Source organism: Pseudomonas farsensis, from assembly GCF_014268805.2.
In the GTDB taxonomy this organism is placed as follows: Bacteria; Pseudomonadota; Gammaproteobacteria; order Pseudomonadales; family Pseudomonadaceae; genus Aquipseudomonas; species Aquipseudomonas farsensis.
Map to the genome: position 1 here is coordinate 873,974 of NZ_JABWRF020000001.1, position 13,670 is coordinate 887,643.

The window sequence follows — 13,670 nt, forward strand, 5'->3', positions numbered from 1 at the left end:
GGCGGGCGTGATGGTCATCGGGGTTGGCAATGCAGGGTCTGCAGGTGGTAACCGCCGTCCTGGCGCATGTGGGCAACATCAATGTCGAACGCACATTGCTGGGGCCGTTGGTCGTGCCAGTCCACCCGCAGGGCTTGCTCTGAGGCGTCGATGGCGACCAGTGCCTGGCCCGCCTGGCCGACCACGGCAAGGGTCTGGCCCTGTTCATCCTTGACCGTGGCGCCGAACGGCAGGGGCCGGCCATCAGCCTGCATCAGGGTCAGCACCAGGCGCGTGACCTTGCGTGCCGCGAAGGTGGCCTTGACGATGGCGCCGCGCAGCGGCACTAGCTGCAACGTGCCGGTTTCGATCAGGGCATCGGGGCCAAGGTCGTCGGTGTCGAGGATCAGGGTGTTGTTGCGGTAGGGGCGCAGGTAAGGCACTAGCAGGTAACCCTGAGCGTTGGTGCGAGCTTTGCCAGCGTTCTGTACGCCCACACCCTCGACCCCGGGCACATGCACCAGCGCCGCGGTTTCACCAAGGTAGTTGCCCAGCGTCAGGCCCTGGCTGTGGGCCAGCAGCGTGCCGCTGGCGTTGAGCGAGACGCTGCGAAAATCGGCGCCCTGTGTGTAGCCGGCGCCCAGGCTGGCCAGTTCGCCCTGATAGCCTAACGACACGGCGCCGCTGGTGCGCCGCTGCTGGTCGCGGTTGGCCGAAACACGGTAGTTCAAACGGTTGTCCAGCAAATCGCCGCCCAGGCTCGCACGCTGGCTGGAGGCGCCGTTGGAATGCTGCATATCGAAGGTGGCAGTGCGGTAGCGTGGCGAGTCCAGGGGCAGCGACAGGCTCACCCCGAAAACCCGGCTTGGCCCTTGCTGGCTACTCAGCGCCTGAGAGGCGAACAGGTTGACACCCAACTGGCCGAAACGGGTGTTGTACTGAGCCTGGTACTGGCGTCGCTGGTAGCTGCTGTTCCAGTAGTCGTCTTGGGTCAGGGTCAGGCTCAGCGAACCGCTGCCAGTGAAGTTCTGGTACACCGAGGCCTCCAGGCGGCTGCGGCGGTTGCCCATGAAACCGCTGGCATCGTGGCGTTGCTGGATCACCTCGTCGAAGTCGCGGTAGCCCTCGGTGGAATAGCGGTAGCCGGCAAAGCGCAGGCTGGTGTTGCTGCTGAAACTCTTGCCATAGCGGGCGGCGAAGCTGTTGCCTGTCACCTTGCCATGGCGCTCGCCCAGGTCACTGCGAGCATGGGTGATGTCGAACGACACGCCACCAAGGCTACCAAGGTCGCGGCCGATACCGATGGCGCCGGCCTGGTAATGGTCGCTGCCCATCAGGCCGCCGTACAGGGTGGTACTCCAGCCCCCGCCACGGGCCAGGGTGGCCTGCCAGAAGTCGGGGCTGGCGAGTTGTTCGGCGCCCTTGTAGCGACCATAGCTTGCGTTGTAGCGCCACACCCCTTCGCGCAGCAGGTTGCCGAGCGAGGCGTAGGGTTGGATGAAGCGCCGTACCTGACCGTCGGCTTCGGTCAGGACGATTTCAAGCTCGCCGTGGCCGGCACCTAGGTTCAGGTCGTCGATTTCGTAAGGGCCGGGGGCAACATAGGTGGCGTAGATGGGGTAGCCGTTGTGCAGTACCTCAAGCTTCGCCCGGGTCTGCGCCACGCCGCGCACCACCGGGGCGTAACTTTGCAAGGTGTCGGGCAGCATGTCGTGCTCGGAAGCCAGCAGGGCGCCGGTGAACGGCAGGCTGCGGAACACTTCGCCATCGCTGAAGGTTTCGCCAAGGGTCAGGCTTGCGCGCAACCCGGGCAGGTCGCGCCGAGCGTACGTGTTGCTGCGGGTCCAACGGCGCTCGCCTTGCAGGCCCTGGCGCAGGGCCTGGGAGCTACGCAGTTGCCAGGCGCCGAGGTTGATGCCGCTGTTCAGGTACAGGTCCTGGCTGCTACGGCTGCTGTTCTGCCGGCTGCTGTGCTGGGCGTTGGCCTGATAGTTGATGAAGGCTGCGTTGATGCCCGGGTCCCACTGCTCGATCGGCACGCTGCCTGCGAGGTCGCGGCGCAGGGCGATTTGCGGAATCGACAGGCTCAGCCGCAGTTGCGCGGGGTCGAGTTGCGCTTGTGCCTGGGGTACCAGGTTTGGCAGGTCTACGCAGCGGGTGTCGTCCGGCAGCGGTTCGCGCAGGGCCTGTTCGCGCAGGCCCAGCACGCGTAGAAGGTCGGCGGTCAGGCAGGCTTGCAGGCCGCTGCCCTGGGGGGCACGGAGCAGCGCCAGCTCATAGGAACCGGCGGTAACGAGGTTGACCACCACTTCCACCTGGTAGCGCCCTGGCGCCAGTGGCGCGTTGGCAGCCAGGCCTTGCAGTGCCTGATGCCCGGCATCAATGGGCTGGCCGGCGGACTGACGCATGAATGCTGCATCGAACAGGGGGGATTGGGGGGCGGCCTGTACGGCGCTGGTTGCTGCGAGCAGCAGTGTGCTGCCGACCATTGGCATCAGCGCGTTAAAACGCGGGCACAGCTGCAGCGGCCTGCGTCGTTCAAACTGTGGCATTGGACATCCTGGTGGGTGTTGTCCGCTGCCAACAGAAGGCGACCGGCGGACGGAGTAGTTGCGAGGAGTGGACGTTGCCGGGCACTTCAGAAAGGTTGAAATGAGGGCACGAATCGAGGCGCTAGCGTAGGAGAAGGGGGTAGGGCTGGATGTAGGAGGATTCTTTCCCGTGGTCGGAAGAAATCATCGGTGCGAGCAGCGAGGTTAAGCGGGCAGGCTAGAGGGCTGGCACAACGCCCAAGGAGGGCGTCGTGCCAAGCTTCGGTAGGTTTAGTTGAGTGGCTAGAGGCGTGTTATCCACCAAAGTTGGGGGCGAATGAGTCCCTGGGCAGGGCGCACTGTGGGCCATTTTTGTACTCCTGTGAAGCCCAAGTCTACAGATGAAACGCTCCCGGGAGATGAGGGGGGAGCAACACTGACGCCATTGGTTACCGCAGCTTCCGCTACATTACTTATTCCTTCAGTAACTACAGATTGCGATGGCCTGGGGGTTGCGCTCTTGGAAACGTTTGCGCCAAGGGATCCTAGGCTCGGGGTTGCGCTGGCCCTTCGGATCAATGCTGGCGTGCTGGAGGAGGCTAACGAGCCTGCGGTTGAGCTTACTGGCGCTCGCTTACCGAGCGAGGCGATCCCGGCAGCGGTGTCCCGGAACGAAGTGAACATGCGCTTGGTCGCCTGCGCAAGACTCGCCGCTGCCTTTGTGGCCGCCGCTGCCTGTGTGGCCGCCGCGGCCTTCGTCAACATTGCCGCACCGGCAAAGCTCATCATCCCGCCCACCGTCCCCGCTCCGAATGACAGCATGCTGAACATATTACTTCTCTCGGGATCGTCCTCGAGCACGGCCATCACGCCAAACCCGACGCCCGCCGACTGTAAGAGAGCCCCCGCTACTCCGATGCCTACGCCGAGGCTGCTGCCGCCGGTCCAGGGTGTCGTTACCACCGAAACGACCAGGATCAGCACGCCGAGGGCCACACCAATCCAGCTGGTCCAATTCCTCTTGGGGGCCTCAGGTTGTTCGATAGGGTCCACATACTGCGCGTGAGGGCTGCGGTCGGTCGGGTTCTCTTTGCCATAACCGTAGGACGAACGGTGCCCGGTGGGGTCGCTCCAGTTGATCGGGTTGCCCAGGCAGTACAGGTACGGGTTGATTCCCGAGATCTCCTGGTCCATCGAATCGGGGCTGTGGAAGCGCATCAGGCTAGGGTTGAAGGCCCGGTAGCCGCGGCCCAGCAGGTACCAGCCAAACGCTTTCTCGCGTAACTCGCCGTTGAATGCCAGCAGGGTTTCCAGGCCATTGTTGTCGGGCCGCTCGCCATAGGCGCAGTAGCTGGCCGGGCGCAGCTCTTTGTCTTGGTTCGGGCGCAGGCCGGTGCCGTCGTACTCTCCGATAACGCTGCCTTGGCCATCGTTGAGTAGCAGGCGGCTACTCACCAGGGCTCCATCCCTCCACTGGTTCAAGCCCAGGGCTGTATCACCGTTGTAGAGGTACTGGGTCAGCAGGCCGTCCTGCAGGGTGCTATCTACCTGCAAACCCTGGTAGCGGCGCTGCACTTCGCTGCCGCTGTCGCTGCGTACTGCGCACAGCTGGTCATGGCCATCGTAGCGGTAGCTGGCCACTACCTTGTTATCGTCCTCGGCGGCGCGCACCTCCAGTAGGCGCCCGGCCTCGTCGTACACCAGGCGTCGGCCCATTTCATCGTTCAGCGCGTTGCCCAGTTCGTCATAGCTGAATCGCTGTAGGGCAGGGTAGTCGGTAATCAGGGTGTGGTTTACCGAGGCCAGTTGGAAGCTACCATCGTCCTTGTACTGGAAGTTGGCATCATCCTCTTTGTCATCGTCGAACCATGTACGGCAGCGGGTCAGGTTGTCCAGCTCGTCAAAGTCGAACTGCTGGCTGATGATCGCGCGGCCCTTGGTATTGCAGGGCAGGTTCGGCCCGAAGCTATCGTGGAATGCCAGGCGGTCGAGCGCGTCATACTCGAAGTACTCTGCGAGTAGCTCTTCGCCATTTCGTACAAGCCGGCGCTGCAGCAGCATGTCATCGTCCCGCCATACCAGGTGCAGCTCGTGGGGTATGCCAGCATCGACGCTCAGGGTGCGTTTTACCTCCCGCCCCAAGGCATCGTAGAACAGCTCGCAGCGCAGGTGCCGACCGCTGGCGTCATCCACAGTGTCGGTGGTGTGCAACAACCCGGCGCTGTTGTAGGCAAGGTTGGCCTGCAGTGGGCCCTGGCGGGTTTTGGCCAAGCGGCCGTGTTCATCGTAGCTGTGCTCGATGGGACGGGCATCGCTGGTTTCGCGTTGCAGCAGGAGCCCCTGCGTTGAATATCGATAGTTGCAGGTGTAGTTGCTGCCGTTGGCATCTTGCCAGTGCTCCTCCTCCAGTTGGCCCTGGTCGGTGTACAGATATTTGCGCAAACCTTCGGTATTGGTGGCGCTGGTGATGTTCGCGGTCTTTGGGTCGTAATCGAAGTTGGCCATGCTATCTGCCGACGTCCCGCCCTTGTGCATGCGCTGCGATTTGATGCTTTGTGCCTGTACGGTACGATTGGGGTCGTAGGTATACGTAAGGGTCCGTCGGTCCGGGCCGGGCCCGCTGCCTTCCGTGCGGTACGTGGTGTGCTGGAGCAGCAGCTCCGTATCGGGTTGATAGCGGTAGGTCTGGACCCGTGGCCCGATGTCGAGCCGCGCCAGGCGCTCCATTTCATCGAACTCGCGCTTGCAAACAGTCTTGGTGGCTCGTCCTTGGGCGTTGCTCACTTGAAACAGGGTGGTCAGCTGATTGATGCTGCTCTCGGCGAACTGGCGCAGCAACACGCTGCCGTCGGGCCGGCGCGTTTCATACATGCGGCCCATGACGTCGTAGCGCATACGCGTGGTGCGTTTGACGGCTGTGGGGGTTGCACGCGGCTGCCGCTGCGGCCGGTGATGGTGTGGCATGCGGGCAAGGGCCGACTCGGCCATGGTCAGGGTCTGTTCGATGCATTGGCCCAGGCCATCGTAACGGTAATCCTGCCGACCTACCTCACGCTGCCCGTCCAGGCGGTATTCGTGCACTGGCTTGTCGAAGAGGTTGTACTCGCTAAATTGCTCTTCACGTCTTTGATCCGGTGCATTGGGGGTGCTGACCCAGGTCGTGACCTGGTTGCCGTTCGCGCCGAATGGCGAGAACAGCCGGTGTTCGCGGGTGCCATCCGGGTGCAGCACGGTGCAACGCTGGCCCCATCCGTCATAGGTATAGCTGTAGTCCAGCTTCAGGCTGCGCTCGGCGGCATTTTCCAGGTACTGGTCCAGGTAGGTTTCGCCGCTCAGGTTGCCCAGGCTGTCGTAGCGGGCCTCGTAGTGGACCGGCAATTCTTGGCCATCACTGCTGATGCGCAGCTGGCGCAGGGGGCGGCTGGCGCCGTCAAGGTAAGTGCGGGTCCTCACGCCCTGGGCGTCGATGACATCTTCCAAGGCCGCGCCACGTTGATCCCCATACAACATCTTGTAGTCGTAGCGGCGTGAGGCCTTGCTGCTGGGGTCGTCAGGGGCCACCGTTTCTTCCACAAGGCGGTTGAGCACGTCGTATCGGTAGCCGCTAATGACGCCATTAAGGTCCTGCTCCTGCAACAGACCGGCGGTGTGGATGTTGTGGACCTGTTCGACACGCCGTTGCAGGGTGCCACCCTGTACGGTGTGGGTCTGGGTAATCGACAGCCGGTTCGGCGTGCCTGCGTCGTCCTGCTCCAGCTTGTAATGCCAGACGTCCCTGCTCTTGCCTGGCCCGTATTCGGTTGTCTGATAATTCATGCGCCCATGCAGCAACGCATTTTGGGGGGTAATGTAGTGCTCGCGTTCGGTGAGTTGCAGCGGGATTTCAAGTTCTCCGCCAGCGGGCTCCTCCTGCACCTTGAGCATGCGCTCCACGCTTCGTTCCAGCCATCCGGGTTGAGGCTTTTCGCCCTCTCTTTTGGGGGGCAGGGCCGGTAGGAAGCGGTAGCCGTAGCGCAGGCGGACGGGCTGTGCAGGCTCCTCGTCAGGCTTGAGCGGCACGACGGCTGGGTATACGGTCAGGCTTTCAAGCTGGCGCACGAAACCTTCCGGGTCCTCCGGGCAGTCACTGCCGGCTTCGGGTTTGGCAGGGTAGTAGGTGTAGACCCTGAGCGTTCCGTTGGCCAAGGACTCTTGCAGCAGGTTGCCGAATGAGTCGTAGCGCATGCTGACCTGTTCTTCGCGGAACTTTCTGGGGTCTGACGTGAGGCGCCACTGCTTGGTAACGGCCTTGGGTAACTGGAGTGTGGATGGCTGATGCTTGAATGCAACGCCTTCAATTTCGTGATACACGGTTTTGACTGTTTCTTCGCAGCCGTCCTGCAGGGTGACCTGCTTGGTCAGCAGGTGGAAGCGGTTGAACGAACGGACGACGCTGCGCACTAGAACTTCCGCTGACTCGCCCGCCTGGCCCGGGCGCACGTATTCGGCGGTGGAACCATAGGTGTACGTGTAGTCGGTCAGCTTGTACAGGTTGTCCAGGCCATCCTCGCTCCAAGTGACGCCTTTGCCGCCGTAACCGAGGAAGTTTCCTGAGGTATAGGTGTAGCGGGTAACCATCTGGGGTTGGCCGACGAGGGGCTCCACGATGTGGCGCGCGACACGGGGCAGGGAACCCACGATATTGTTGCTGTCGGGCGGTAACAGGTGCGGGTTGGCGTCGTAAACGATACGTTCGACGCCACCAAGGGGGTTTTTGACCTCGCTCACGCAGAGCGCCCGTTCAAATGTCGCGTACTGGAAGCTCCAGGAGGCTTGGTCGTCGGTGGGTAGCACGACCTCTCGCAGCTGGTTGCCCGAGCGCTTGAGGATGTAGCCTGCCTTTTCCGGCTGCTGGGGGTGCACGGTGATCAGCACCATGTTATTGCTGTCGTGGTTGATACTCAGTAACTGGCGGTGGGTGTCGTCGCTCACCGATACCAGGCAGGTCTTCTGCCTGATGCGGTCGTAGGTCAGGGTGAGGCCGTGCCCCGAAGGGGCCAGCATGCGTACTGGCAGGGCTACGTCGGGGTCGCCTGGATGCGGCTCGAGCACCTCCACCAAGCCCGACTTGTGTACCACGCGGTAGCGCACCAGCTTCTTGTTTGGGTCGCCTTCATTGTGCAGGTGAAAGCTTTCGAGCTTGCGTTCGGCAATGACCGGCGTCTGGCCGGGGCCGTTGTCGGCTACCTTGAAGCTCTCGCCGGTGGCCAGGCTGAGCATGCCAGTGTTTATGGCTAACTGGGTCAGGTTCAGGCTCCAGCCGGTCCCAAAGCCAGCATCCTTGTCGTTCATCGGGCTGAAACTCAGACGCAGCGGCAGGTGCGGGCCGCTCAGGTTGTTGCCGATCAACTGGGGCAGCTCTATGGCCATTGTGTACTGGCCAGTACGCGGATCGACGCTGTTCTGCACGAAGCTCATGAAGTTGAGTGCGTTGGAATTCACAGACATTATCTTCGCCTCCGGGTTACTTGAGGGGGGGGGCTCGGTCATGCGGGGGCTGCCGAGGTAGTCACGCGGATGCTGCCCAACTGGTCCCTGGCGATGGTGCCGTGCTTGTCGACCACCATCACGCCGATGCCATACTCGATAAAGTCGTTTTTGGCGTATGCATTCAGGGCTACGACTTCCTCGCCACTCAAGGCCGCCATCTGCCTGGTGGTCTTGAGTTCGATCCAGAAGGAGGCATTGGTCTTGGTGCCGTCTTTGTTCTGGGTCAGCAGAATGGTGGTTGCCGATGCGAAAGAGTTGATTTCCCAGAAACGAGGCGCCAGTCCAGCGCAATCGCCGGTTCTCATTACCATCAAAGCGGTGGTGCCAGTACCTTCTCCCGGCATATGCATGGAACAGCTCGCTCCACCTCCCCCGCCACCTGAGTCGACTCGATCTCGGATGTTTATTACGGGGTTGGCCAATACGGGGGGCGGCAACTCTTGGCTTTCGTTCATAGGGATGCTCCTTGTCTGACCACGGCACGGGCACGCCATGGGCTGTGCCTTCACGCTAAGTCAAGCGAGCCTGCTGCGCACCTGACAGAAGTGACAGGTAGCGCTTTTGCCCCATGGTGTACCTAGTAATTCTGTCAGTTGCGGCTGGCGGGCCCCGGGCTGAAACTTTGCTCAACGCAGTTCCAATGGCATGGCAACAGTGTTGCCCACGCCGAGCAGGCAGGCGCTGACCATTCTGAGCCCCGAGGAGCCCCGCATGAGCCGATCAAGATCCGCACCCTCACCCTTCGCTCTGGAAAAGCCCGTCATCGATGGCCTCACGGCAAATGATGAGATCGACCTCGACGAGCTGGGTAGCGCTGCGCTGGTCACTTACATTCGCTATCCAGGCATGGCGGCGGGGGACGAAGTATTCCCGCGCTGGGTGGGTGCAGCTCCTGACGGCTCGGCCTTCGACGACGTGCTGTCGAGTTTTTTCGTCCCAGGAGGGGTCGATCCTGCGAAGGGGGTCAGGCTCGACATCGACAACCAACTGGTGCAGAACGCCAGTGGCGGCTGGGCGTTCTACTCCTACTCGGTAACCTTGGTAAGGGCAGGTAAGAAGGCCAAGAAATCGAAGAAAGCGAGGGCTGCCAAAAAGGCAAAGTTACAGTTATTGGAGTCCCTGCGTCAGTTCTGCTTCATCGGCGTACGCCCACCTGCAGCGAATGAGACCTTGTCAATATTGCTGGCTGCCAGTGCCCATGACATGACCATCAAGCCGAGTGCGCTGGGCAGCACGATGGCGCTGCTGGTGCCGCCCTACCAGGCCATGCAGGCCGGCGACACTGTCATGGTGACGCTCAATGGCGTGGACGACCGGGGTTCTACCTATCTCTGGGAGCGGCTCTTGACGGTCGCCAACCCGGGTGAGTTGCTGCAGACCGCTGTCGAGAGGAGCTGGCTGCGCCGCCTGGATCGTGGGTATCTGGATGCCCATTACACCATCCGCTTTCTCAATGGCGGCACTGCCCCATCACCGGTACAGCGATATCGTGTCGATAGCAACGCAGCTTTGCCCAACTATCTGCCCGAGCCCACCATCGACGGCCTGCGGCCCGGCGAACAGCTGGATCCGGCCAGGTATCGCGACGGTATCACTGTGCGGGTTCCACCCTATATCAACGAAGGCATGGCGCTTTCCGACCGAGTGTTGATGCACTGGATGTCGAACGACCGTGTCTATGAGGTGTTGCGCGTAGACCCCAGCACATTGGCCAGTGGCAGCCTGCTGTTCAACTTGCCTGTGCGCTGGCTCACCAGCAGCGAAGGGCGCGATGTGAAGCTCGGTTACCAGTTTGCCCGGGCTGGCCGAAATCTGTCGTCGCATGATTTGACCGTTTCTGTTGTGAAGTCGCGGGAGTTGTCCCCGCCGCTGGTAATCAATGCAATAGGCGAGACGGGGGGCGGCAGGTTGCCTGCCATGGGGGCCCTTAACGGTGTACTGGTGGATGTGCCTGACGACGCGGATGTGAAGGCTGATGAGCGTATCGAGATGCATTGGTGGGGCCATCCCGAACAAGGGCGGCAAGTGGTCCTGGAGCCTATCAGGCCGGATCGGCCACGTCGCTTTCGGGTGAGTGCCGATTATGTCGCCGCGAACATGGAGCGCAATGACGACGCCGTCGCGAAACGGTTCAAGGTGTTCTATCGCCTGGTGCGCAAGGATGACGCCAGCAGTTTCGTCGATTCCGAACCCTTCATGCTACGGATACTGCCTCTGGCTGTTACCAGTTACCCGCGGCTGACCTGCCAGGAGGCCGATGGCCTGGACCTGTTGCTGCGCAAGGTCCCCTCGCGTGGGGCCACATTCTACCTTCCGCCCTGGCCTTTCATCGCCAACCAGCAATGGGTGTCGGTATCGGTTCAGGGGGTATGGAAAGGCGAAGTGGACGAGGGGCTGTGGGAGGGGCGCATCAGTGAGCTGCAGACCAGCCGAGGCATCGAGGTGTTGTTGCCCAGGGCCACGCTGGAGCAGCAGGTCATCAACCAGAGCTTTACCGTGAGTGCGCGGGTGAGTTTCGACGGCGGGCATAACTACTTTGCGCTGCGTGCGTTGAGCCTGACATTGCGTTAATTCCCTTGAACCCGAAGTTTTTGTGGCGTGTTGCTGCAGGGCTTCTTGCACCCAGCAATCGCTGTTTACGCGTGGAGACACGGCAATGAGCAGAAAGAATGATGGCGAAACTCTGACTTACATCGGTGAGCCGCCTCGTACCCTCGGGTATGGGGCCAGCGACACCGATTTTGGCTCCTGCGGGGCCCTGGACCATTTTCGCGTCGACAACAGCAAAGAGGCACTGTTGCAGCGCCTGCGCGAAGGCACTGTGATGAACGGTTGGGGGGCGATTATGGCCCTGGGGCGCAAGCCTCTGGACGAGTTGTTGATGGCGCATTTTCTGGAGCGTTTTGCACGATCGGAGTTCTTTGCGCCCATTAGTGGCCGTTACTTCAGCGACGGGCAGCGCAACAACGAAGTCGTGTTCGACGGGCTCGAATTTGGCGCCCCCAGGTTGTCCTTTGCCGGCGTTTCAGGAGGGTCGGCCAGGGTGACGGTGATCCTACCGTTCATCGCTGGCGAGTATTACGTCTACTCGCAGCTCGTAGGGCAATCGCCCTGCCTGAAAAGCAGCCATGGCCTGCGCGAGGAACTGGGTTACCACCTACGCATGTCAGTGGATCTGGAGGTGGTCCAGGACGACTTGCTGAACCAGAGTCAGTTGCTGCTTGATCTGAGCAAAGCCGACAAGTTCACTAGCAACTTGGGCGAGAATGAGACCGCCCAGCAGGCGATGGGAAACTTCATCGCAACACACATCAAAAACAGCGAGGTATTCACCCATCGGTTCGTGCTACTGAGGGCCGAGCTTGGCGGGATGGATGCGATTTCGCTGCGTGGACTGGCAGTGCGCACCATGTCAGCGCCCACGGGCGCTGATGAGGATGGCGCTGCCGTCATAATGCTGGACCTCAGGGGGCGGCGTTACGGTGGCGTATCGCCGTCACCTGGGCAGTTTCCCTATCTGCTGCCCGATGGCAGCGCCGGTGTGACGTTGCTGGTTGAAAAGCTACGGGTGCCGCTGCTCGATAAGTCGAACCGCAGACTGCTTGCACGTCTGAGCATGCCGGGCTCGTTGAGCTTTTACATGCCCGAACAGCATGACCCTTTGGACAAGGTCATGTTCGGGGCCGTTGTCGCCTCTGGGGCAACGGGGCACGTCGAGCCGGGCATGGCGCGCCTGGTCGCTGGGCAGGCCCTGGACTTCAAACTGGCTGGCCAGCCGGTATCTGGCTGGGTTGCCCGAAATATCCGTCACCCAAGGTCAGCCGGCAGCATCGATGGAAAGGGCCTTTACCAGGGTTCGTCGTTGACGCACTTTGCCCGCGAGACCCAGGTCGTACTGGTGAGTGCCCAATTGCCGGATGCCGACTCGGGCGTAGCACCTTCGGCGCTGGTGGTCGAATCCACAAGCGGCATGGCGATCTCGCCGCGGGTTCACGTGTGGCGGCCGGCAGAGCCGGCAGTCGAGCTTTTGGCCTCGGGGCAAGGCAACTGCAAGTGGTCATTGGTCCCCGTAGCTGACGGCGCGAGCGCGCAGGGCGAGCCCATGAACCATGGGCAGTTGGAGGACCTGGGTGGGGGGCGTGCGCGCTTCACCCCCCATGCACCGGGGCCTTTACCGCAAGTATTGGTGCAGCGTATTCGTGCTACCGATGATTTCACCGGGCAGCACGGGGAAGCCACGGTGGTCATACTGGCCTACGGGGCGACGCTGAACGTGTTGCCTTTCCATTCAGGTAGGGTCCCTCGCTCGCGCGTGCAGTTTGAAGTGGAAGGATATAAGGACGCTACGTGGCAGCTGTTCGGCGAAGGCACTCTCGACCCGAAGACAGGGGTCTATGAGGTGCCGCCATCGCCTGCCTTACCTGTTGCCGTGGTAATGGCTGTCATCAATAACCGTTATGCAGGCTACGGCATCATCGAACTCATGCGTGAAAACGCACGGGCGGCTATGTACTCCGAGCGTTACCAGAGCTTGAAACACTTCACCTTGACCAAGGTGCCTGCCAACGCCGGCAACCTTTACGCCAATGGGCTGCAGCAGTTTGCCGTGGATATCATGATCGAGACCAATGATTTCAAGAACAGTGACGGTGACACTGTCTCTGACCGGGTCAGTGATCTGGAACTGTCAACACTGAAGATTCTTGGGAGTAACGGCCAGCCGATCGAGTACATCCTGGACGGGGCTGAGGGGCTGGCCCCCGACCTGTCCGTGCGGCCGGTCTATCGCTGGGGCTGGAGCAGGAGCCGTAACCGCTACGACTACCTTTGGAGTGGGAAGGGCGCGGAGCAGGTGCGGCGTGCCGATGACGAGCGCACGGTCAACCTAAGGCTGTGGCTCCACACCACCGAGGCAGAAACCCGTAAGTTCCACGCCGCATTTACCGGGCCCAACAACACGGCGTACGTCTCTATAGACGTTTCCGGGGAGGATCAAGGGCAGGTTGAGCTCACCGGCCTGGCCCCGCCGGGGGCCAACACGAAAAGCTTCGAGGTGACGAACCAAACTCGAGTGGCTAACACCGGAGGCAAGACTGTCGGTTCAGACAGCTTCAACTATTACCGGTACACCACCGATTACTGGGAGTTAACCGGAAAAACCGAGGCGTATGGCCGGCTCTCTTTCTACGGGGTCAAACCTAGCCATTGCTCGATGATCTGGTACGAAAGCGAACAGCTCGACGAAACGTTCTGCAGCTACACGGGGCTGGCGATGAAGCCAGGTTCACGCCTGGGTAAGGCCGACGACGAGATCTCCATCGAATATGACGCGGCGCTGCAGCTACTGACACTCGAGCCCCTGATCAACTACCACCACAACCTCGAATATCTGTTCTCCCGAACCCAAAGCCTCGCTCCGGGCCAGGTCAAATTCAGCCTTGACCGCGTTTCAGACATCCCGTTCTGGTTCGACGGAAAAGGGGGGCCGGGAAGTGATTATCGCCAAACCCTGGATATGCCCATGACATTGACGCTGACCGACCAGTACGGAAACACGCATCGCGTCAGGGTCGGGTTTGGGTCAGGCGATCTGGACAGCCGCAACCGGCTGACAGTGCAGGACAGCTAGCC

General features: G+C 61.5%; 5 protein-coding genes. 2 read left to right on the forward strand and 3 right to left on the reverse strand.

Translation table 11 applies throughout. The features are described 5' to 3' along the window. Window positions 1–14: 14 nt before the first annotated feature. From HU719_RS03945 to HU719_RS03955, 3 genes are all read right to left on the reverse strand, one after another. Entirely contained in the window at window positions 15–2,531 is a 2,517-nt protein-coding gene (locus HU719_RS03945; protein ID WP_186535288.1) for a fimbria/pilus outer membrane usher protein, read from the reverse strand. Between the two features lie 282 nt (window positions 2,532–2,813). Next, entirely contained in the window at window positions 2,814–7,997 is a 5,184-nt protein-coding gene (locus HU719_RS03950) for an RHS repeat domain-containing protein (protein ID WP_186535290.1), read from the reverse strand. Window positions 7,998–8,035: 38 nt separating this feature from the next. Next, entirely contained in the window at window positions 8,036–8,494 is a 459-nt protein-coding gene (locus HU719_RS03955) for a hypothetical protein (protein WP_186535292.1), read from the reverse strand. Window positions 8,495–8,750: 256 nt separating this feature from the next. Here HU719_RS03955 and HU719_RS03960 point away from each other — a divergent pair, with 256 nt between their 5' ends. Beyond that, window positions 8,751–10,610 carry a hypothetical protein gene (locus tag HU719_RS03960; RefSeq protein WP_186535294.1) on the forward strand — a complete coding sequence of 620 codons (1,860 nt, stop codon included), beginning with the start codon at window positions 8,751–8,753 and terminating at the stop codon, window positions 10,608–10,610. Between the two features lie 85 nt (window positions 10,611–10,695). Continuing rightward, on the forward strand, window positions 10,696–13,668 hold the full coding sequence (locus tag HU719_RS03965; protein ID WP_186535295.1) for a hypothetical protein: 2,973 nt from the start codon (window positions 10,696–10,698) through the stop codon (window positions 13,666–13,668). The last annotated feature ends 2 nt before the right edge of the window (window positions 13,669–13,670 follow it).

Bases quoted from the DNA above. Each gene is read 5' to 3' on its own strand.
- HU719_RS03950 (WP_186535290.1), bottom strand. From the start codon at position 7,997: ATGTCTGTGAATTCCAACGCACTCAACTTCATGAGCTTCGTGCAGAAC.
- HU719_RS03945 (WP_186535288.1), bottom strand. From the start codon at position 2,531: ATGCCACAGTTTGAACGACGCAGGCCGCTGCAGCTGTGCCCGCGTTTT.
- HU719_RS03960 (WP_186535294.1), top strand. From the start codon at position 8,751: ATGAGCCGATCAAGATCCGCACCCTCACCCTTCGCTCTGGAAAAGCCC.
- HU719_RS03965 (WP_186535295.1), top strand. From the start codon at position 10,696: ATGAGCAGAAAGAATGATGGCGAAACTCTGACTTACATCGGTGAGCCG.
- HU719_RS03955 (WP_186535292.1), bottom strand. From the start codon at position 8,494: ATGAACGAAAGCCAAGAGTTGCCGCCCCCCGTATTGGCCAACCCCGTA.